At 50.5% G+C, this 21325-nt stretch carries 15 protein-coding genes; 8 read left to right on the forward strand and 7 right to left on the reverse strand.

The window, feature by feature from the left end:
• Position 1 precedes the first annotated feature (1 nt).
• Both treZ and malQ read right to left on the reverse strand, forming a co-directional pair.
• Entirely contained in the window at positions 2–1846 is a 1845-nt protein-coding gene (gene treZ, locus ACR9Y8_RS08440; RefSeq protein WP_481212809.1) for a malto-oligosyltrehalose trehalohydrolase, read from the reverse strand.
• Positions 1827–3359, reverse strand: a complete 1533-nt coding sequence (gene malQ / locus ACR9Y8_RS08445) for a 4-alpha-glucanotransferase (RefSeq protein WP_481212810.1) — start codon at positions 3357–3359, stop codon at positions 1827–1829. The genes treZ and malQ overlap by 20 nt, the downstream gene beginning before the upstream one ends.
• Positions 3360–3532: 173 nt before the next feature.
• Between malQ and ACR9Y8_RS08450 the strand changes: the two genes are divergently transcribed.
• Genes ACR9Y8_RS08450 through ACR9Y8_RS08470 form a run of 5 tightly spaced genes read left to right on the forward strand, consistent with a single transcriptional unit; the run spans position 3533 to position 10685 of the window.
• Positions 3533–4078 (forward strand): RNA polymerase sigma factor, encoded by a 546-nt coding sequence (locus ACR9Y8_RS08450; protein ID WP_481212811.1) that lies wholly within the window; start codon positions 3533–3535, stop codon positions 4076–4078.
• A 43-nt stretch (positions 4079–4121) separates the two neighbouring features.
• Positions 4122–5072, forward strand: coding sequence for a FecR family protein (locus ACR9Y8_RS08455; RefSeq protein WP_481212812.1), 951 nt, complete (start codon positions 4122–4124; stop codon positions 5070–5072).
• Positions 5073–5120: 48 nt separating this feature from the next.
• The gene (locus tag ACR9Y8_RS08460) at positions 5121–8279 is read left to right on the forward strand and encodes a SusC/RagA family TonB-linked outer membrane protein (RefSeq protein ID WP_481212813.1); all 3159 of its coding nucleotides are present in this window, start codon (positions 5121–5123) and stop codon (positions 8277–8279) included.
• 10 nt (positions 8280–8289) lie between these two features.
• The gene (locus ACR9Y8_RS08465) at positions 8290–9828 is read left to right on the forward strand and encodes a SusD/RagB family nutrient-binding outer membrane lipoprotein (protein ID WP_481212814.1); all 1539 of its coding nucleotides are present in this window, start codon (positions 8290–8292) and stop codon (positions 9826–9828) included.
• A gap of 59 nt (positions 9829–9887) precedes the next feature.
• Positions 9888–10685, forward strand: a complete 798-nt coding sequence (locus ACR9Y8_RS08470; RefSeq protein ID WP_481212815.1) for a glycoside hydrolase family 16 protein — start codon at positions 9888–9890, stop codon at positions 10683–10685.
• A 332-nt stretch (positions 10686–11017) separates the two neighbouring features.
• Here ACR9Y8_RS08470 and ACR9Y8_RS08475 read toward each other — a convergent pair whose 3' ends face one another.
• Together ACR9Y8_RS08475 and ACR9Y8_RS08480 are read right to left on the reverse strand one after the other, a co-directional pair.
• A complete protein-coding gene (locus ACR9Y8_RS08475; protein ID WP_481212816.1) occupies positions 11018–12496 on the reverse strand; it encodes a sensor histidine kinase in 1479 nt (492 codons plus the stop codon).
• A gap of 14 nt (positions 12497–12510) precedes the next feature.
• The gene (locus ACR9Y8_RS08480; protein ID WP_481212817.1) at positions 12511–13212 is read right to left on the reverse strand and encodes a response regulator transcription factor; all 702 of its coding nucleotides are present in this window, start codon (positions 13210–13212) and stop codon (positions 12511–12513) included.
• A 116-nt stretch (positions 13213–13328) separates the two neighbouring features.
• Between ACR9Y8_RS08480 and ACR9Y8_RS08485 the strand changes: the two genes are divergently transcribed.
• A complete protein-coding gene (locus tag ACR9Y8_RS08485; protein ID WP_481212818.1) occupies positions 13329–14615 on the forward strand; it encodes a spondin domain-containing protein in 1287 nt (428 codons plus the stop codon).
• A gap of 162 nt (positions 14616–14777) precedes the next feature.
• Here ACR9Y8_RS08485 and ACR9Y8_RS08490 read toward each other — a convergent pair whose 3' ends face one another.
• Together ACR9Y8_RS08490 and ACR9Y8_RS08495 are read right to left on the reverse strand one after the other, a co-directional pair.
• Positions 14778–15530 carry a ThuA domain-containing protein gene (locus ACR9Y8_RS08490; protein WP_481212819.1) on the reverse strand — a complete coding sequence of 251 codons (753 nt, stop codon included), beginning with the start codon at positions 15528–15530 and terminating at the stop codon, positions 14778–14780.
• Positions 15531–15537: 7 nt separating this feature from the next.
• The gene (locus tag ACR9Y8_RS08495; protein ID WP_481212820.1) at positions 15538–16164 is read right to left on the reverse strand and encodes an HAD family hydrolase; all 627 of its coding nucleotides are present in this window, start codon (positions 16162–16164) and stop codon (positions 15538–15540) included.
• A gap of 139 nt (positions 16165–16303) precedes the next feature.
• Here ACR9Y8_RS08495 and ACR9Y8_RS08500 point away from each other — a divergent pair, with 139 nt between their 5' ends.
• Together ACR9Y8_RS08500 and ACR9Y8_RS08505 are read left to right on the forward strand one after the other, a co-directional pair.
• A complete protein-coding gene (locus ACR9Y8_RS08500) occupies positions 16304–18688 on the forward strand; it encodes a TonB-dependent siderophore receptor (RefSeq protein ID WP_481212821.1) in 2385 nt (794 codons plus the stop codon).
• A 44-nt stretch (positions 18689–18732) separates the two neighbouring features.
• On the forward strand, positions 18733–19698 hold the full coding sequence (locus tag ACR9Y8_RS08505) for a hypothetical protein (RefSeq protein ID WP_481212822.1): 966 nt from the start codon (positions 18733–18735) through the stop codon (positions 19696–19698).
• A gap of 67 nt (positions 19699–19765) precedes the next feature.
• On the opposite strand, the gene pdxR is transcribed toward ACR9Y8_RS08505, so the two are convergent.
• Positions 19766–21247: a MocR-like pyridoxine biosynthesis transcription factor PdxR gene (pdxR, locus tag ACR9Y8_RS08510; protein WP_481212823.1), complete on the reverse strand. Its 1482-nt coding sequence runs from the start codon at positions 21245–21247 to the stop codon at positions 19766–19768.
• Positions 21248–21325 lie beyond the last annotated feature (78 nt).

Genomic DNA, 21325 nt, shown 5'->3' on the forward strand with positions numbered 1-21325 from the left:
TTTATAACAATTTCATTTCATAAACTACAGCAGAGAAGGGAAGAATAGTCATATCGCCCTTTTCCGTTCTGCCGGGCGCCGTAGCGCCCGGGCCTTTCCATTGTGTTTCTGCCGAATCAAATAATTTTTGCAGAGAATATGCCCGGGCAGGTGTATATACCTGCGCTTCCTGGCTAAAATTGAGGAGGATCAGCAGACTATCCTCATGTACATCATCCGTGCGCTCCAGCGCCAGCAGGGCATTATTCTGCAGTGCCTTTACCTTCGTGCCGCTGCGGCTGAAATTACGCATGGCAGGCCTGGTTTTACGAAAGCCGATGAGCTGACGGTACCACTCGCGCAACACAAAATTTTGCTGCTGCAGCAGATCCCAGCTCAATAAGGATGCCTCAAAAGTTTGTTCCGACTGCGGATCGGGCGCTATACCCGCCTCATGGAAGGCGGCAAACTCCTGCCTTCTTCCTTCTCTCACAGCCTTGATCAGTTCCTGGTCGCTAAAAGAGCAAAAGAAGAGGAAAGGCCTGGTTTCGCCATATTCTTCTCCCATAAACAGCAAAGGCACAAAAGGCGATAACAGCAATGCCGCGGCAGCCAGCTTCAGGGCTTCAAAAGGCAGCAAGGTGCTCAGCCTTTCCCCCAGCATGCGGTTGCCTACGTGATCATGATTCTGGATGAAAGTAACGAAACGGCTATACGGCAAACTCTCCGGGGGCAGGCCAAAGCGCCGCCTGCGGCCGGGAGAATACTGCCCCGTATACACGTAAGCGTCTGTGTACGATTTTGCCAACAGCCGCAATTCGCCAAAATCTGCATAATAGCCGTTGCGCTCACCGGTGAGACAGCTGTGCAATGCATGATGGAACTCATCCACCCATTGTGCGTGCAGGCCGTAACCGCCTTTATCGATCGCGGTTACATAGCGCGGATTGTTGAGGTCCAGTTCAGCTATCAGTACTTTCTTTCGGCCGGTGCGGCGTTCCAGCCGCCGTACCGCCTCAGCCAGCTCCTGCACAAAGTGCAGGGCGCTGTTATCCCAGTAAGCGTGCACGGCATCGAGCCGCAGGCCGTCTATCTGAAATTCTTCCAGCCACATCAGGGCATTGTGTATATAGAAACCGCGCACAGGATCACAGTCGGCATCATCAAAATTAATGGCCTTTCCCCAGGGTGTTTTATAGCGGTCTGTAAAGTAAGGGCCATAGTCGTTAAAGTAATTGCCTTCCGGTCCAAGGTGATTATACACCACATCCAGCAGTACGGCTATCCCCAGCTGGTGTGCTTTGTTCACAAAGCTCTTGAGGTCTTCAGGACAACCATAGGTATTATGCAACGCGTAAGGGTACACGCCGTCATACCCCCAGTTGCGCTGGCCCGGAAACTGTACCGCCGGCATGATCTCAATAGCGGTAATGCCCAGCTCCTGCAGGGAGGGCAGGCGGCTTTCCGCCGCTTTCAGGGTTCCCTCGCTGGTGAATGTGCCGATATGCAATTCATAAATGATCATGTCTGGCAGGTCCATTCCCTGCCAGTGATCGTCTGTAAAAACGAAAGAATAAGGATCCGTCACAGCGGAAGGGCCATGTACGCCCTCCGGCTGATAACGCGACGCAGGATCAGGTCTTTGCAGCTCATTATCCAGCTGATAATAATAGCGCATGCCGGGGTTCACGTCTTTCACCAGCACTTCCCAGTATCCGTCACGATCCTTTTGCATCTCATACTGCCACTGTTTGGTTTCGGGCAGCAGCAGCGTCACCTTTTCCCTGAAAGGCGCCCATACCCTGAACATACATTCTCCTGGTCCATTCAATATTGCACCATGTCTTTTATAGCTTCTTGTTATCATCCTTTCCCGTTCTGTTATATATAGAGGTCCATTTCTTTAAGCGTGATATTATGGTATCGCTGAACTGCCCGGGCAGCATGCGCCAGGCCCAGTTACCGGCCGCGGTTGCAGGGGTATTCATACGTGCACGGGCGTCCAGGCGCAGCACATCCTGCATGGGAATGATGGCCGTGCGGGCTACTGAAGCATAAGCCATCCTTCCAAGCACGTCGGGCGCAGCCTCTTCCACTACTTTCAGGCCCGAATACCTGGCAAGCCGCTGATGATCGTCAGGACTGGCGTCCTGGCTAAACCATCCTCTGGTGGTGTTATTATCGTGCGTACCGGTGTATACAAAAAAGCGACCGGTGTAATTATGCGGAATATGCGGAGAAACAGGCATATCTTCTCCGAAGGCGAACTGCAGCACTTTCATGCCAGGCAGTCCGAACTGATCGCGCAGCTGCAGCACAGCGTCATCTATATCTCCCAGGTCTTCCGCCACAAAGGGCATCAGGGGGAAGGCCTTTTGCACAGCCTTCATAAACGACTCTCCGGGTCCTGGCTTCCATGTGCCGTTTTTCGCAGTATCGGCACCTGCGGGTACTTCCCAGTAAGCGGAAAAAGCACGGAAATGATCCAGCCGCAGCAGGTCATACCATTCCAGGTTCCGGCGCAGGCGGTTGATCCACCATTTATAACGATGGGATCTCAGGAACTTCCAGTTATAAACGGGCATATTCCACAGCTGTCCGTTCTCATTGAAGTAATCTGGCGGAACACCGGCCACTCCCAGCATACGGCCTTTATCATCCAGCCGGAAGACCTCCCTGTTGGCCCATACATCTGCCGCATCATAGGCCGTATAAAATGGCAGATCGCCAAACAGCTGGATGCCCAGCTCATTGCAATGCGCTTTCAGCGCCATCCACTGCCGGTTGAAGATGAACTGGCACCATTGCTGTTTTTCCTTTACAGCTATTATACTGCGCGGCGCGGGCTGTTCCCTGTCGCGATACTGCTTCCTCCATTTGATCCAGGGCTCATGCCGGTGCCATACAGACAAGGCTTTGAATGAACTAAAATCATCCAGCCAGTAAGCCTGCTGTTCACAAAAGGTTTTATATTCGTCTTTAAACAGCTTCACGCTACGGTTGCAATAATTATGATAAGCCAGTTCCAGCAGCTTGACCTTGATGTCGCGGGCTTTGTCAAAATCAACGGTATCTTTAGAAGGCAGCTGCACCTCCCGCAGGTCTGCCTGGCTTAACAAACCATCTTGCACCAGCAATTCGGGACTGATCAGCATTGGGTTACCCGCCATGGCGGACATCGCGCTGTAAGGTGATGTCAATCCTGTTCCGGGAGGGGTTAGCGGTAACAACTGCCAGTAACATTGTCCGCTGCTTTGCAGCTTACTGGCAAATTCCATTGCAGCAGGACCAATATCCCCTATTCCAAAAGGCCCCGGTAAGGAAGTGATATGCATTAAAATTCCTGCACTACGTACAGTGTTGGCTGGGCCTGTCTCCATAACGCAAGCAGATTCAAAAGAAATGCCTAAATAGCAGCGCTCACCGCAATGGTGTTATAGCAGCCAGCTGTGTAGATAAAAATTCACTCTTTGAGGAAATTACCCTATAAGCTTTTATTTATTTTAAAAAAGAGATACTTTGTAAGACCTATGTTACCTTTTAGTATCTGCACATGATTGATATTTCTGCCGGCGCAGTGACCCAGGCGCTCAGGAACCGCGATCAGGCCGTTTTTCAGCACTTGTATAATACCTGCAGTGAAGAATTATACCTACTGGCTTACCGCTGGGTAAAAGACAGCGGGCTGGCTAAAGACCTGGTGCATAACCTGTTCCTCCACCTCTGGGAAAAAGGCGACCAGATCACTATTACGGGCCAGGTAAATCATTACCTGTACCGCGCCATTACCAACCGTGCTATCAATGAGCTCAAAAGACGATCGCGGCAGGTGAGTGAAGACGCGTTGCGCTTCCTGTCTGACAACTCTTCTTTTTACGAAACAGCCGACTACATCCTGTTACAAAAAGAGTTGTTACAACATGTTCAGGGCCTGCCGCCCCGTTGCAGGGAGATATTCCTGCTTAGCCGTATACATGGCCTTGAACCTGCTGAAATTGCGGAAAAGCTGGGCATAACGCTTAATACGGTATACTTCCAGCTGTCGCAGGCCCTTAAAACATTAAGGGAAATGATGCAGCAGAAAAAAAATTATCCTTAGCATCAAAGTATCCCTTTTCTGAATTGTCATTAATAGAGCATACATGGAAAACGAGCATTACGCATTCATTGCAGATTGTCTGGCCAGTCCCGGTGACGCAGTAAAGCAGCAGGCGCTGGAACAGTGGCTGGCTGCTTCCGCAGAGAACCGGGCCTTGTTTGAACAGGTGAAAATGCTATGGGAGACCGCGGCTCAGCTACCGGCTACGCCACCGGACCCTGTTGCCGGATGGGAGGCATTATCGCAACAGCTGTCTGCTACGGCTCCTGCCGCGGACGTCCGGCGCATTGCCACCTACTGGTGGAAAGCAGCCGCTGTACTGCTGCCGCTGCTGATAGTGGGCGGCTACTGGTTTTACTATACGAAGCAACACAGCCGCATGACGTATACTGCCCTTCATGTAAAAGACAGCCTTGTATTGCCAGACGGCACCGCCGTTTACCTGCAGCAAGGCGCCCGGGTTTCCTGGGCACGCCACTTTTCAGAAAGGCGGGTACAGCTGGAAGCAGGAGAAGCTTTCTTTAAGGTGGCGAAGGATGAGCAGCACGGCTTCAGCATCAGCACTGCCAACGCTACCGTGAAAGTATTAGGTACCGCCTTTAACGTAAGGACCCAGGCCGAAGCTACAGATGTAGTGGTGTGGGAAGGAAGGGTAAGCCTGGATGGCAGCCGGCATCAGCCCCTTGTACTAGGCCCCGGCGAGATGGGCGTAGTAGCGAACGGCCATGGTGAAGCCCGTAAACCGGAGGGCGATTACAAATACCGTTGCGGCTGGGCCAATGAGGACCTGGTATTTTACAACCAGCCGATAGAACTGGTATTACAGGTATTAGGCGCACATTATCAACTCGGCGAAATGACGCCCAACCCAAAGCTGCGGGGCCGCCGCGTTACCGTGCGCTTCAATCACCTGAGCTCCCGGGAAGCAATGAACGTTTTAGATGCACTGTTGGATGATGAATTGATAAAGATGCAGGATACGCTGCGCCCTTAAAACGGCGCGGCGCCGATATATCCTTACATGAAAAACCTGTGTATAACCATGATGGCCTTATTCATGTGTACCTGTGCCTTATCGGCGCAGGATAATATTTCCATTCTACAAAAAAGAGTGACGATCATTGCCAGCAAGAGATCGCTGTCAGATATACTGCAGGTGCTGGGAGAAGAGGCAGGTGTTTTCTTTGCCTATTCCAATGATATTACAGACATGCAGCGTGAAGTGTCGCTGCTGGAAAAAGACGTGCCCTTACAGCTGGTGATAGACCGACTGTTCCCCCCGGAACAATTCCGGATCCGGGTATACGGACAACAGATCATCATCAACAAAAAACGGCCGCAGCCTGTTGCAGATACATGGCCCATACTGCGCAAAGTGCAAATGAATACGGTAGTGGTAACAGCGCTGGGCATCAGCCGCCAGCAGGCTTCACTGGGCTATTCCTATACGGAGTTGAAAGGCAGCGAGCTGACGAAAGCAAGAGCGACCAACGCCATACGTACTTTAAGCGGCCGGGTGGCAGGATTGGATCTACTCCCCGTGAACAGCGGCCCCGGCGGATCTGTAAAGAGCACCTTAAGAGGCGTAAAAGTGATAGGCGGCGATAACCAGCCTTTGTTTGTGATCGATGGCGTACCGGTAAATAACTCCTCACCCGGACAGGCAGAGAAGTATGGCGGATATGATCTTGGCGATGGCAGCAGCCTTATCAACCCGGATGAAATAGCCAGTATCTCAGTGCTGAAAGGCGGCGCAGCTGCTGCCTTATATGGCAGCCGTGCAGCTAATGGCGTTATACTGATCAACACTAAAAAAGGCTGTGAAGGAATGGAACTCTCCTTTAGCTCAAACACCGTTATAGAAAGCCCGGTCAATAACTATGATTTTCAAACGGACTATGGCAGCGGGCGGGATGGACAGCTACCCTGGGACGCCAGCAGTGCGCGCGACTTTTCACAACTAAGCTGGGGGCCTCGCCTGCATGCAGACAGCATGGTATGGCTGTGGAATGGAAAGCAGGCGCCCTATGTAAAAGCACAGCATGGCCCGCAACAGTTCTTTCGTGATGGGCTTACTTCCACACATTCTGTATCTGCAGCAGCAGGTGTGGCATGTTCACAGCTGCGCTTTACCTATACCAATATCGCCAGCAAGGATATTGTACCAAACAGTGATCTGAGCCGTCATCATTTTTCCCTGCGCGGTACAGCAAAGCTGAACAGGCAGCTGAGCATGGATGCGAAGATCACCTACCTGCATGAGAACGTAAAGAACCGTCCCGCTTTATCAGATAACCCAAACAATATTGGCTATACGTTAATGGGACTGGCGCCCAACATTGACATCAACTGGCTGAAAGATTATAAAGACCCTGTAAGTGGCCGCTACATCAACTGGAATAACAATGTATACCAGGTGAATCCTTACTGGGCCATTAACAAACAACCTAACAACAGCGTACAGGACCGCCTCAACGGCTTTGTGCAGCTGAAATACCAGCTCCTGCCTTCACTATATATCGAAGCCAGGACGGGTACAGATTATTCGCAGTTCCGCTTTTCAGAGTTCATGGATTATTCCACGCCTTACAACGAAAATGGCTCACTATACCTGCTGGACAGGACCCTGCGGGAGATCAATTCAGCACTGCTGTTACATGTTGATAAACAGGCAGGCCCTTTCCAGCTAAGCGCTTATGCAGGCGCCAACCGCATGGACTATGAAGAGCATTTGCTACATACCACCGGTTTGAACATCAACACCCCGGGCATACAAAATATCAGCAATTTCAAAACGCGGACCGGCAATGCGTTCCTCAACAGGAAACGGATCAATTCCCTGTATGGGGCTGTGAACATCGCCTACAAGCAATGGCTGTACCTGGATATCACCGGGCGGAATGATTGGTCTTCTACCCTTTCACAGGCGCACAACTCCTATTTTTATCCGTCTGCATCCGCCAGCCTGGTATTCTCTGAGTGGATGCATCAACATAATGTGCTTTCTTTTGGCAAGCTGCGTTTTTCTGTGGCACAAACAGGTACGGATGCTATTGATCCTTACCAGTTGAAGCTTAGCTATGGCAGTGATCCTGCAGTACCAGCCGTCGGCGGCTATGCCATTGGTGGCGTGGCTGTGAACAAAGTGCCTTTTGAAGCGCTGAAGCCCAGTATCAGCAATGCGTATGAAGCAGGCGCACAGCTCATGTTCTTTAACAACCGCATTCACCTTGACCTGAGCTGGTACCGGTCTGTCACCCGTTACCAGGTATTGAACGCGCCCCTCTCCCCTGCTACGGGATACACCAGTGCCGTGATCAACTCCGGCAAGGTGCTGAACAAGGGCGTGGAGATCGCATTGGGGTTTACACCATTTGCCCGCAAGGTCTTCAGCTGGGAGGTCAATATGAATGCAGCGTATAACCGCAACCGTATACTCGCGCTCAGTCCCCTGGTATCCGGGTATTATACGCTGGCAACTGCGCGATGGGGCAATGTGTCTATCGTAGCACAGGAAGGCGCTGCCTATGGAATGATCACGGGGCGTAAGTTCCTGCGGGATCAGCAGGGCCGCCTGGTACTGGACGCCAATTATCTGCCACAGTATGATCCCAACGCCGCCACACTGGGTAACAGCCAGTATGACTGGACAGGCGGCATACTACAGCAAATCCGCTACAAAAATTTCTCACTCGACATACTGCTGGACATCAAACAGGGCGGCGATATCTACTCGATGACCAATCTCCTGGCCTATGCCAACGGCAGGCAAAAAGGCACACTGGAAGGGCGTGAAGAATGGCTGCAAGGCAGCGGCGGCTATCGGGTAAAGGGTGTACAACAAACAGGAATAGACGGCAACAGGCAGCCTGTTTACCGCGAAGTAAGCGCTTATGTAAATCCGCAGGTGTACTGGCAGCGTGTAAGCAGCAATATCCCGGAGCCATTCATCTATGATGCTTCTTTTATAAAGCTGCGGCAGCTGAGCATTGACTACCGTGTGCCTGCTACGCTGTTTCGCAATACCCTGATCAGGGAACTGGCGGTGTCCCTGGTAGCGCGTGACCTTTTTACGCTGAGCAAGCACATACCGAATGCAGATCCTGAATCAACTTATAATAACAGCAATGCGCAGGGCTTTGAATATGGCTCGTTACCGGCCCGCCGCTCCTGTGGGATTAACGTGTATGCAAAATTTTAAAACAAGCTTTATGTCGGCAAACAAGTATTTACTGCTCATACTGCTCTTTGCACTACTGCTGCCCTATGCCTGTACCAAAGATTTTGACAACATCAATACCGATCCCCTGCACGGAAAAGATATTGCACCCGGGCAACAGCTGACGGCCGCCGCCTACTACCTGAACGGAGGGCGGGAAGCTGGTTATCCTAACCTCTTCCTGTTCCAGCCTGCCGTGCAGTATATCAACGGCGCGGAAGATATGCGGGCAGGCAGCAAGTATATACGCGATGATTTTGCGAATGACCGTATCTGGGAGATCTTTTATGGTAAGAGCATTAAACAGCTGGTAGACCTGATCGAGCGGTGTAAGCAGGATAGCTCCCTGGTGAACTATGTGGCGGCAGCCCGTATACTGAAAGTCTACATCTTTTCCATCATCACGGATACCTATGGCGATGTGCCTTATTCAGCAGCAGGAATGGCTTACTACGGTAAAGTGTATACGCCCAAGTATGATCGTCAGCAGGACATCTATGCTGACCTCTTTCGTGAACTGGCAGCCGCCCTTGTGCAATTCGATCTATCGCAAAAGCCAATAGACAACGATATTGTGTACCAGGGCAACATTGATCAGTGGAAACGCCTGGCCAATTCATTGCGCCTGCGGCTGGCCATGCGCTTAAGCCGTATTGATGCTGCTACTGCGCGCAGCCAGGTTCAGGCAGCCATTGCAGGTGGCGTGATGCAGGACAGTAAGGATAATTTCCTGGTGATCCATGAAAACGCCGCCTACCCCGATATGCGTGGTAATGGTTATGCGCAGGCCCTGCTGGAGGAACAAAGTTACCTGCGCACGATCGGCTGCAGCACTTTTGTGAATTACCTGAAAAGAGAAAAAGATCCCAGGCTGTCTGCACTTTTCGTAAACAGGGATGAAAAAGGAAAGGATATTAGCGCGCTCACACATTATCTCCCTATTGCGCCAGGCTTATACTGGTGGGATGAACGGGCTGATTATACCGCAGCTGACGGCACCGTGGTGCCGCATAACAACAAATACTGTGTGATCAGTCCGCCCTTTTACCAATTGCAGGCGCCTTTCCTGCACCTGGGCTATGCAGAGGTACAGTTCCTGTTGGCAGAAGCAGCCGTAAGAGGATGGCACCCTGGCGACGCCCATACACTTTACCAGCAAGGTATACGCGCGGCCATGCAGCAGCTGCAGATCTATCCCGGGATGCAAACAATCTCTCTGCAAAGCATAGACTCCTTTGTAGCCGCACATCCGCTGCATACAGGCCATGCACTCGAAGAGATTAATATGCAGAAATGGGTATGCCTCTTCCCCAATGGTTATGAAGCCTATGCCAACCAGCGCAGGAGCGGATGGCCCGTATTGGCGCCTATCACTGACGTTGGCGGCGAGTCTGAAACAGGCGGCAGGATATTCAGGCGGCTCTTCTATCCTTCCACAGAAGCCTATACGAATACCCGGCACTACCGGGAAGCACTGGACCGGATGGGCGGCAAAGACGACTGGCTGCGGCATGTGTGGTGGGATCCCTGACAAAGCGAGATAGCTATCAACATATATGTAACCCTTTTTTTCACACTTAAAACTTTACCATGAGAAAAACCATGATGCTGGCCTTCACTATCGCGGTGCTTGCAAGCTGCCGCAAAGAGAACGCCACTCCCTCAGAAAACCCTGTCATTAATGAAAAAGCTGTACAAGGCGCCAATGTGAAAGCACTTGCGGAGCGGACCATCTCTTTCAGCGGCATCAACTGGTCTGTAAGAGATGAAGCTGGTCCCAGTGACCCGCACGCCAATTACTGGAGCGGCAGCACCAGCAATGTATGGGTAGACGCCGCCGGGCACCTGCATTTGAAGATCAGGAAAGACGCCGCCACCGGCCGCTGGTACTGCGCTGAGGTAACCTCCCAGCAAACCTTTGGCTATGGCTCTTATGTATGGAAAATAGAGGCGCCCCTGGACCTGCTGGACAAAAACATCGTGTTCGGGCTGTTTAACTACAAGGCCGGAGACGACGGCCATCATGAAGTAGATATTGAATTTGCACGCTGGGGCAATAATGCCTGGCCTAATTTCAACTACACCGTGTACCCGGCTTATGGTAACCCGGATACCAAAGCACACCATGAATTTGAGCTGGACCTGAACGGTACCTACAGCACTTACAAATTTTACCGTACCAGCTCTTATGTGTCCTACCGGGCTTTCCATGGACATACGGAAGATGTGAACAATTCCTTCTTCCCCTGGACTACGCCTGCAGGTTTCCCGGTGAGCACAGAAGCCTTACCGGTACATATGAACCTCTGGCTGTTCCAGCACCTGGCGCCTTCTAACGCGCAGGAAGTGGAGATCATCATCCACTCCTTCAAGTACACGCCACTTTGATTGATATAGGATAATGCACGCTCATGTATGACGTGTTGTGAGCGAAGCAGTTTTTCGGTTTATGCGGGCCGGCTATCCAGCCGGCCCTTCTTATTAAGCAGGGACAGCGCAGCAACACAAGGCTCACTAAGCTCCCACCAGGCACTCACTAAACGCTTTCTAAGCACATACTAAGCTTTCACAAAGCCCTCATTACCAATAACCTGGGAGCGCACCATAATGAACGGGCCTGTTGTAAGCAACTGAAAGCCAATGGTTAGTGGACATGAGGTGGACTTGATCGGGACTTGATGCCGGGTTGAGGCGGGGTTAAACTATTGGTTATCTGTATGTTATACGGGATTTACCGGTAGCTCGAAGCAAAAAGTAGTTCCGGTTCCCGGTACGCTCTGGATATTGATCGGGGACTGGTGCAGATCCAGGATCTTTTTAACAATGGCCAGCCCCAGGCCCATGCCTTTGCCATGATCTTCCTCGTGGCCGGATTGTTTATACCGCTCGAAAATATAGGGCTGGTCTTTCAGGGCGATGCCTTTGCCATTATCTGCCACAGACACCTGGATACCAGAAGTTTTATTGACGAGTTTTACCCGGATGCAGCCGCCCTTTTCTGTATACTTCAGGGCATTGTCCAGCAGGTTCTGAAACACCCTTTCCACCAGGGCCACATCGGCAAATACGGCCGGCAGGGAAGCAGGCGCATCCAGCTGCAGCGTAATGTCTCTTTCTTTGGCCAGTATCTCGTACTTGATGAGGATATCGTTCACCAGCTCGTCCAGCAGAAACTGTTCTTTCTGCGGGGTGATCTGGTTAGCCTCCAGCTTGGAATATTCAAACAGCTGCTGTACCAGGTGGGATAGCTTTTTACTGCTGCTGAGGATGATCTCCAGGTACTTCCCCCGCTGTTCCAGCGGGGTATTTTCCTTGATGACGAGGGTCTCAATATAGCCCTGCATGATGGCCAGCGGCGTTCGCAGGTCGTGGGAGATGTTGGCCGTCAGCTCCTGGCGGAGACGATCGGCGGCACGGATACGGTCCATATTATCCACGATCACATCTGCCATTTCGTTGAAGGTAACCGTCAGCGTGCCCAGGTCGCCCCGCGCTTTTCCCATGATCCTGGCGGAATAGTCGCCTTCTTTGAAGCGGCGCACCACGGCGGCGATCCGTCCTACGCTGCCGGTAATGAGCAGGAAGGTAAGCAAGCCCACTGCCAGCGCAATCAATAGGGTTACAAAGAAGATACTGCCGCCCAGCTCCCAGAAGAAGCCTTTATTTAATGCAGCCAGTACTGCCTCCTGTTTTTCGCTGGCCAGTATGGCGTATACATAACCGGAGAGTTTGCCGTTCTCATAGACAGGAGCAGCGGAAAATATGCTTTTCTTTTCCGGCTGCCTGGGATTATCGCCTGCTATATAATCCCTGTCTTTTTCTGCGATGAACTGTTTAACAGGTTGCAGGTTTACAGCAGCTGCTTTAACAGACTTGCCCGGTACAATGAAGTCAATGATCTTGCCGTTGGTATCCAGCAAATATACTTCTACACTGGGATTGATGACCATGATGGAGTGCATGATGTCATGAGTGGTAGCAGTATCCGGCTTCCCGTTACGGATAGGCTGGGTGGAGGTAGCCAGGTGCGCCGCCACATCGCCATACAGGTGCTGGTTCACTTCATTGAAATAGCTCCGGGAAATATTGGAACCAATGAAGAGATAAGTAATTCCCAACACCAGCAACAATAAGGTAAACACCGTTGCAATTTTCCAGAAAAGGAGATTGCCTTTCACCGGTTTTATGATCTTGTTCATACGCCTTTTCTCATTTACAGTTCTTCATTAAAGCGATAGCCTACTCCCCAGGTGGTCAGGATATATTTAGGATGGGAGATATCATCTTCTATTTTCCCCCTGAGCCGGTTGATATGGGAGTTAACGGTGTGCTCATATCCTTCAAAATCGTATCCCCACACCAGGTTCAGCAATCTTTTACGCGTATAGCTTTTACCCGGATTAGAAGCCAGCAGTACCAGCAGCTCGAATTCGCGGGGAGACAGGTCGATCCGTACGCCTTTCAGTGTAACCTTTCTTTTCTCTATATCTATTTCCAGGCCGTCCCACTGCAACAGGTTTCCGGTAGCCAGCTGGGCCGAGCCGGGCAACTCATCATTACGGCGGAAAATTACCTTTACCCGTGCAATGAATTCACGGATGCTGAAGGGCTTTGTGAGATAATCATCCGCCCCTGTTTCCAATCCTACCACTTTATCGATCTCCTCTGATTTGGCGGATAATATCATGATAGGCACTGTGCGGTTGGTCATGCGGATGCGCCGGCATATTTCCATGCCATTCAATCCCGGCAGCATAAGGTCGAGAATGATGAGGCTGAACGTTTGTTCCGTAGCCAGTGCAAGCGCAGCAGTACCATCGCCTGCGCTAAGCACTTCACAGGACAGATCTGTAAGGTGGATCTTCAGCAGCTCGACGATGTTAACGTCATCTTCTATGACCAATACCTTCTTCATATCACAAATATCTATGTAAAAATGAATGAAAAGCCTGCTGTGATACTTTTGTTATAATTCTGCAATCCTTCTGCGACATCATTCTGCTTGCTTTGTGTACATCAAAAAACTATTTTATGAAGCAGATCTTTTCTAAGCCAGGCATGCTGATGGGAATGACCATTGCGGCAGCCCTCTTTTCTTCCTGCAGTAAGGACCATGACATGCCGCATGCTATGCCTTACACTTTTAAAGTGGAGAATGTACTGGATGTAAAACCGTTGGTAGAATCAGGCACTTTCAAGGGCATGGGCACACCTCCATTAATATTACCTGGACAAAGCCTTAGCTTCAGCTTCTCTGCAGGTAAAGGACAGGCTATCAGCTTTGCCACTATGTACGGCTGGAGCAATGATATGTTCTTTGCACCTGCTAATCCAGGCATCGCGCTTTATGACGATAAGGGCGACCCGGTACAGGGAGATGTTTCTTCACAGGTAAAGCTGTGGGACAATGGCAGCAAGATCAATCAGCAACCCGGCAAAGATAACCCGCATAACAGCGCCAACGAAAACGGCGTGATCACCGAAGTGAATGGAAAGGATGCACAGGGACATAGTTTCCTGCCTGCCAGTCAGCTGGTAAAGGCTGTTTTACAGTATAACGCTGCGACTTCGGTATTTACGCTGACCCTTACCAACACATCTGGTGGCACAGCAAATGAAACGCCTTTGAGCCCCGGTGTGTGGGCCGTTTCCAATTTCCTGGGAGGAGCGCTATTAACTAAAACGCCGTTGTTCGAAGCAGGAAAACCTACGGCTAATGGCATTCAGCCGCTGGCTGAAATGGGAGATAACAGCATGCTGGCAGCGTATGCTACTGCGAATACCAAAGTGGCTACAGGGCTTTCTCCTGTGGTGGTGGTAGTGTATGAAGGTAATATAAAACCCATCTTCACTGCCGGACAGAAAGACCCGGGTAATGGCCTGGCGATGATCGCACAGGAAGGCAAGCAGGCAGACCTGGTAGCTGCGCTGGGCAAAGTAGCGGGTGTTAAACAGGTGTATGTGCTCAACCCTTCAGATAAACCTATTACACCCGGTAACAGCGCAGAGATGCAGATCAAGGCAGCGGCAGGCGACAGGATCGCATTTGCTACGATGTTCGGCAATTCAAATGACTGGTTCTATGCTTTTGATGATATGGGTATTTCAGCAGGGCAGTCAGGTGATCTGACCAGTAAGGTGAAACTGTGGGATGATGGAACGGAGGTGAATGAGTATCCGGGCGCGGGTAATCATCAGGCGGCGTTTAATCCCGGGATGAAAAATGCGGAGGATAAGGTGATAGGAGAATTGAATGGTGAGGCGTATTGGAGTTTACCGGCGGTAAAGGATGTGATAAGGGTGACGTTGAGTAAATAAAAGTTGTCAGTTGTTAGTTGTCAGTTGTCAGTCGTTAGTCGTCAGTCGTTAGTCGTTAGTCGTCAGTGAATGCAGCGAGTGGATTTTCGCGGTTATGACTGACAACTGACAACTGACAACTAACGACTAACGACTAACGACTTACGACTTACGACTAGTAACTTACCTCCCCCCTGCCCAGAAAATAGCATTGCTGAACAGCCGTTTATAATCCTCGTTCTGAAAAAGATCCGGAGAATGCCCCATGAAAATGTATACATTCCTGGCCGGGAAACGGGTATTGGTCCAGATCACCGGGTGATCCCCCATCTTTTTGTCTGAAGGAGGCGTATAAGTGCTTTCATCTACGCTGGCAATGACATGTACATCCGGGCGGGGACTTCTATCATACGTGTACCATTCATCTTTTTCGATGGTAAAAGAGGCAGGGAGGCCTTTCATCACGGGATGTGCTTTGTCCTCCACCTTTACTTTAGCCGCTGCAAATTTGGCAATATAATCTTTGAAACGAATGTTCCCCATGAAGGCATAGAACCATTGCCACATCGGATAACCGTCAAACTCACCCAGCAAAGTGGCATGATGGAAACCGATCCAGCCACCCTGGCCGCTGGTAATATATTTCTCAAAAGCTTTTACAGCCTTTTCTTTCCAGGCATAAGGCGGATAATCCAGTTGGATAAAAAGCTGGTAGCGTTGCAGGAAGGCTTCGTCGATGCTATCAGTATTCTCAATATAATCGATCGTAAAGCCGCTGTCGGCTGCCAGCTGGTTAAGCCACACTTTGGCAGCACGGGAATAGGCAATATGATGCCCGCCCGGTTCTGCGATGGCTAATGCCCTGAACGATTGTGCGGAGGCGTTGTATGCCATTAACAGCACAATGATGACGGTGGATAGTAATCTGCGCAGCATGCGATCATTAATCGGGTAAAGTGAAACCAAAAGCAGCCAGCTTTTCGCGGGTAGTGGCGTAGTTCTCGTGCAGCAGGCCATTAATGCCCAGGCCTTCCGCTACGGATACGAACATAGCGCGGTCTTCTACATATACTACTTCTTCCGGGTTTACCAGCGCGATATCCAGTGCAATGCGGAAGATATCGGCATCCGGTTTACGGAAATGTACAAAGCAGGAAGAGATGAAGAAGTCCACGAATTTGTTCAGGCCAAATTTACGGATGCGGTATTCATTCAGCTCACGGCCTTCGTTGTTCACGATAGCGATCTTCACACCATAAGTAGCCTTGATCCTGCAGATCATGTCTATCATCTCCGGGTAGGCTTCTGTCTGTGCGTACATAAAATCCTTGAATTCCTCGCGGGTAAAAGTGCGGGGCTCGTAGAACACGATCCTGTCCAGGTATTCATCCAGGGTCAGCTTTCCTTCTTCGTAAGTATCAAAGGTGAGGTGGTGCCGTTCTTCGAACTCGGGGTGGTCCAGTGAAAAGACGGCCGCAGCACGTTTCCGGGCGGCACGGTCCCAACCGTTGCTCAATAATACGCCGCCGATGTCCAGGAATAATGTGGTGATGGGAGTTGTCTGTTGCATGGTTTTAAAAGTAGGAAAAAATTCCCGATCACGTAAATAATTTACCCGATTGCGTAAACAGCTCCCTCCTGCTCGCCCGACCTTTGCGCCAGATTTCAATCATATCAGGAAAGGCCTATCGCGAACTAAAAGTATAATGATGAAAAGACGAACTGTACTTATGCTTGTATGCCTGCTGGCATCCACTCTTACTTTCGCCCAAAAGGGCGGCGGCAACATTTCAGGAAAGATCACCTCTCCAGACAACAACCCGGTAAGCGGGATCACTGTAGAACTGGTGGAAACAGGTATCAATGCCGTATCCGACCAGGAAGGCCTGTACCATTTCAGGAATATAAAAGCCGGGGACTATACCCTGCTGATCAGCCTGCGCAATCACGAAGAGATCCGCCGCAGCGTTACTGTTGAAAACAACAAGACGACAACAGTTGACCTGCAAATGAGCCTGCAGGTAGGCGAGCTGCAGGGCATTATCGTAACCGGGAACCGGAACAGCTTCAAAGCCGACCGCACTTCCCAATCGCTTCGCATTACTACCCCTTTGCTGGAAGTACCGCAGAATATACAGGTAGTAAACAATAAAGTAATGGCCAGTCAAACCACCACTTCCATGAGCGATGGCCTGATCAAAAATGTAAGCGGCGCTACCCGCCTGGAGCACTGGGGCGATATCTATACCCGCGTAAATGCACGTGGCGGCCGTTTGGCAGCTTTCCGCAACGGGGTGAATGTAACGTCCGACTGGGGCCCACTGACAGAAGACATGAGCTTTGTAGATCATGTGGAATTTGTAAAAGGACCTGCAGGCTTTATGATGTCTAACGGTGAACCTTCCGGGATCTATAACGTAGTGACTAAAAAACCCACCGGTATCAAAAAGGGAGAAGCCACGATGACCTACGGCAGCTTTGGCCTGTTCAGATCCACACTGGACCTGGATGGTAAACTGGACCAACCCGGTAAGCTGCTGTACCGTTTAAACCTGATGGGCCAGACCAAAAATTCTTTCCGTGACTATGAATTTAATGACCGTTACAGCATTGCCCCGGTGATCAGCTACCAGCTGGATGAAAAAACACTGCTGACCGCTGAATATACTTTCCGGCATGTGACCATGTCTGACCTCGGCTCTGCTTACGTGTTCTCTACAGACGGCTACGCGAAATATCCAAAGGAGTTCAGCATGTCGAACCCGGGTATCACTCCCAACAAAGTGAATGAGCACAGCGCATTTGTAAACCTGCAGCACCAGCTGAACGATAACTGGAAATTCACCGCGCAGGTAGCGTACTTCAATTTCAAACAGGTTTCCAGCGATATATGGCCCGATGCCGTGATGCCTGATGGTAAGATCATTCGCAGACTGTATGCTTTTGATGCAGATCTCAAAAATACTTACGGACAGGCATTCGTGAATGGAGACGTGAACACCGGCAATATTCACCACCGTATACTGGCAGGTGTGGACCTGGGCTCAAAAGAAGGCCTGTACGACTGGGGACAATCCGCCCTGCTGGACACTGCCAACGGCGGCGAATTCGACGCCCTCCATCCTAATTATGGTACACCCGCCAACGGCTACCCTGCTTTTGACCGCACCACACCGCTGGATCAAAGAGCAGTATCCCGCAGGAACCAAACCTATACCGGGCTTTACTTCCAGGATGAGCTGGGCTTCTTTGAGAACAAGCTTCGCCTTACACTCGCAGGCCGTTATACGTATGTGAAAGAAACAGACGGTACTACTTTGGAAGAAAACAGGTTCACCCCCAGGGCGGGCCTGAGCTACTCTGTTGACCGCAATACTTCCGTTTATGCGTTATATGATCAATCGTTTATTCCGCGGGCGGGCAGGCTCAGAAGCGGCGCTCCTCCAAAACCTATCACCGGGAACAATATCGAGGCGGGCATCAAACGTCACTGGTTTGACGGTAAGCTAAGCACTACCGCAGCTGTCTACCGTATCATCAAAAACAACGAGCTGTCTGCTGATCCCAGCAGTACACCGGCAGAACCGTATTCCCTTCAACTGGGACAAAGCAGGGCCGAAGGCGTGGAACTGGATATCATGGGCGAGATCGTGAGCGGGCTGAGTATCGTCGCCAACTATGCTTATACTGATTCTTACGTAAGCAAGGACGGCGGCTCCGTAAGCAGCGTGCTGAAGAAAGGCACCCGGATAGCCGGTTTCGCCAAACACAATGCCAATGCATGGCTTACTTACACGATGCAGAACGGCGTACTGAAAGGCGCAGGCATTGCAGCTGGTTTCAGCTACCAGGCAGACAGAAGCACCTGGTCATGGACCGATGAGCCCAGCAGGATGCAGTTACCGGATTATTTCAGGATGGATGGCGGTTTGTTCTATGAGAAGAAAAAGATCCGCTTAACGCTGAATGCTTTCAACATCCTGAATAAATATCTTTATTCCGGCGCAGACTATGGCGCTTATTATTACTGGCAGGCAGAAGCTCCGGGGATATCCGTTTCAGCGTGGCATATAAATTCTGATGGGATACGTTAAAAATTAATATATTTGTTCCTTTATTACGTAACCCTTTATTATCTATGAAACTACGAATTCTGCTCGCTGCAGCGATCATTGGGACAATTATATCCTGTCAGAAGAGCGACAATAACAGTCCGGATACCCAGAACCCTCCGGCAACAGAGATCAAAACTGTAAAGCTTACATTTGGCGGTGATCTTTTAATTACAGATTCTCCCCTTGGAAAGATAAAAACGGATGATCAGGGAGTGGCTAAAACATTTGCAGACAGTACTGTTTACGCTATTTCTATACACCAGGATGGCAAGGCTATTTATAGTGGCCTTTACAGCCGCACAGACAGTATTATGCTCAAAATTCCGAACAGCGGAAATATTGAGGTGCATGCCATTACCTTCAGAAAAGCTACCGGCCCGGGTATATTTTGCTATGAGACAGATGGGGACTTCCGCTATCCATGGCTGGGGCCTGTTTGGTATAACAGGATGGACACGGTTTATGGCAGTCTTTACTACAATATAGATTCCATCAATTTCGTCAATCTCTTTGATGATGCGGGTGTAAACGTCAACCCTGATCCAACCCGCAACTCAGAAATAGATACCTATGTTGGCCGGACAAGTTTTGCTGCATCACAGACGCCTGCCGAGATCACCCTTTCTATGAGAAGGATCGTGTTCGGGATCAGGTATAACATCTCTAATTTCAACAACGGCAGGTTGATTGCAGACTTCTCTAACCTGATGCCGACAAAATATATCACTCCGGCAAGCGACCTTTCGAAACAGTACGTATACACGGCCAATGACCTGCAGTGGGCTGATTCGCTGAACGTGCATCCGGTGAGCCTGAACCTTAAATGGGAAAAACCTGATGGCAGCACGGTGGTGATCGGGCAGAAACAGATCTCCTTCAAACGGAACGTGTTAACAAACATCAATGTGGTCATTCCGAACCAGAGCTCAGGAATTCCTTCAATGCCTATAGATACTAACTGGCAGAGAACAGACAATATAAATTTCTGACACTTCCCCTGGAAGGAATGCAGTAAAATAACAAGAGGCCTTTTCAAAAAAGAGGCCTCTTGTTATTTTACTGCATCAACAACTTCTTTAACTTCATCACCGCCTGTTCCATATCTTTTGTATTAAAGCCCGTAAAGCCCATTATAAGGCCTTTATCATCCGTAAAACGCACAGCATAATCAGATACTGCCTGTAATAACACCCCTTCATTTGCGGCCTTCTTTGCCAGCTCCCGGGCATTGCCGCGCTGCCGCATCCGGGCGATGAGATGCATACCGGTATCGCAGGCATCTGCTTCCAGGTAAGCGCCCAAATGTTTTTCCAGCAGTGTTATTAGTTCTTCCTGCTGCTTTTTATAAAGGGTACGCATTTTTCTTAAATGCCGGGCAAAATGTCCTTCCTGCATGAACTGTGCAACAATGGCCTGGTCGATCACGGGGTTCTGGCGGTCGATAGTAGACTTCACTGATTTGAACTGCTGGGCCATGTCCGCATCCGGCAATACCATGTATCCCAGGCGCAATGCGGGGAAGAGCACTTTGCTGAAGGTGCCCGTATAGATCACGCGGCCTTTGTCGTCCAGGCCTTTCAGCGCAGGAACAGGACGACCGTTATAACGGAACTCACTATCGTAATCATCCTCCACGATCCACATCTGGCGTTTAGCCGCCCATTGCAGCAGTTTCAGGCGCTCTCCCAGCGGCAGTGTGCCGCCCAGGGGATATTGATGCGAAGGCGTGACGTAGGCAAACTTCGCGGTGGGGTAATGTTTAATGGCATAGTCGATATCGAGGCCGTAGCGCGTTAAGGGCACCGGGCAAAGTTTACCGCCCCAGCGAAAGATAGCGCCCCTGGCCGCCTGGTAGCCGGGATCTTCCATCCAGCACAGGTCACCGCTCCTGATCAATACCTGGGCAGCCAGGTTAACGGCCTGGCGGGAGCCGTTCACGATCAGGATCTGCTCTGGCGTACAAACAATAGATCGGTTGATGCGCAGGTAATCTGCCAGGGCCTGGCGCAGTGGTAAATGGCCCTGCGTATCTCCATAACCCAGGTGCAATGCATGTATGTTGCGATAAATGCCTGCGGCAATGCGCGCCCAAGTTTTAAAAGGGAAATGCTGCACGGCAGGTACAGCCGATTGAAAAGGCAACCAGGGCTCTTTGGCGCAATCGCGCTTCAGCAGCTCCTGTGGCAGGGATTTATCTTTATACTTCAGGGTATCCGCCGTCAGCGGCTTTGGCGCAGGCGCCTTTTCAGCACGGTGCGCTGTTTTATTCAGCTGCACGGATACATATGTGCCGTCTCCTGTCTTGCCCTGCAAAAAGCCTTCTACCATCAGCTGCTCATAAGCCTGGAACACACTGTTGCGGGAAACAGACAGCTCCGTGGAAAGGATGCGTGTAGAAGGCATGCGCTCTCCATCCTGCAGGCGGCCGTTAAAAATGGCCTGCCTGATCTGTTCATACAATTGCAGGTAGAGCGGTATGCCGTCATCCTTATTCAGACGTATAAATGGCATGAAGATCTGTGGAGGCGTTTTACTCATAATGGCCCTGTCAAAATTGTTAAAAATGGCTCTTTTCGCAATGCCAATATACGACTACTTTTGCTCGTAAATTAAACG

This window comes from Chitinophaga sp. SVR4-12A (genome assembly GCF_056754765.1).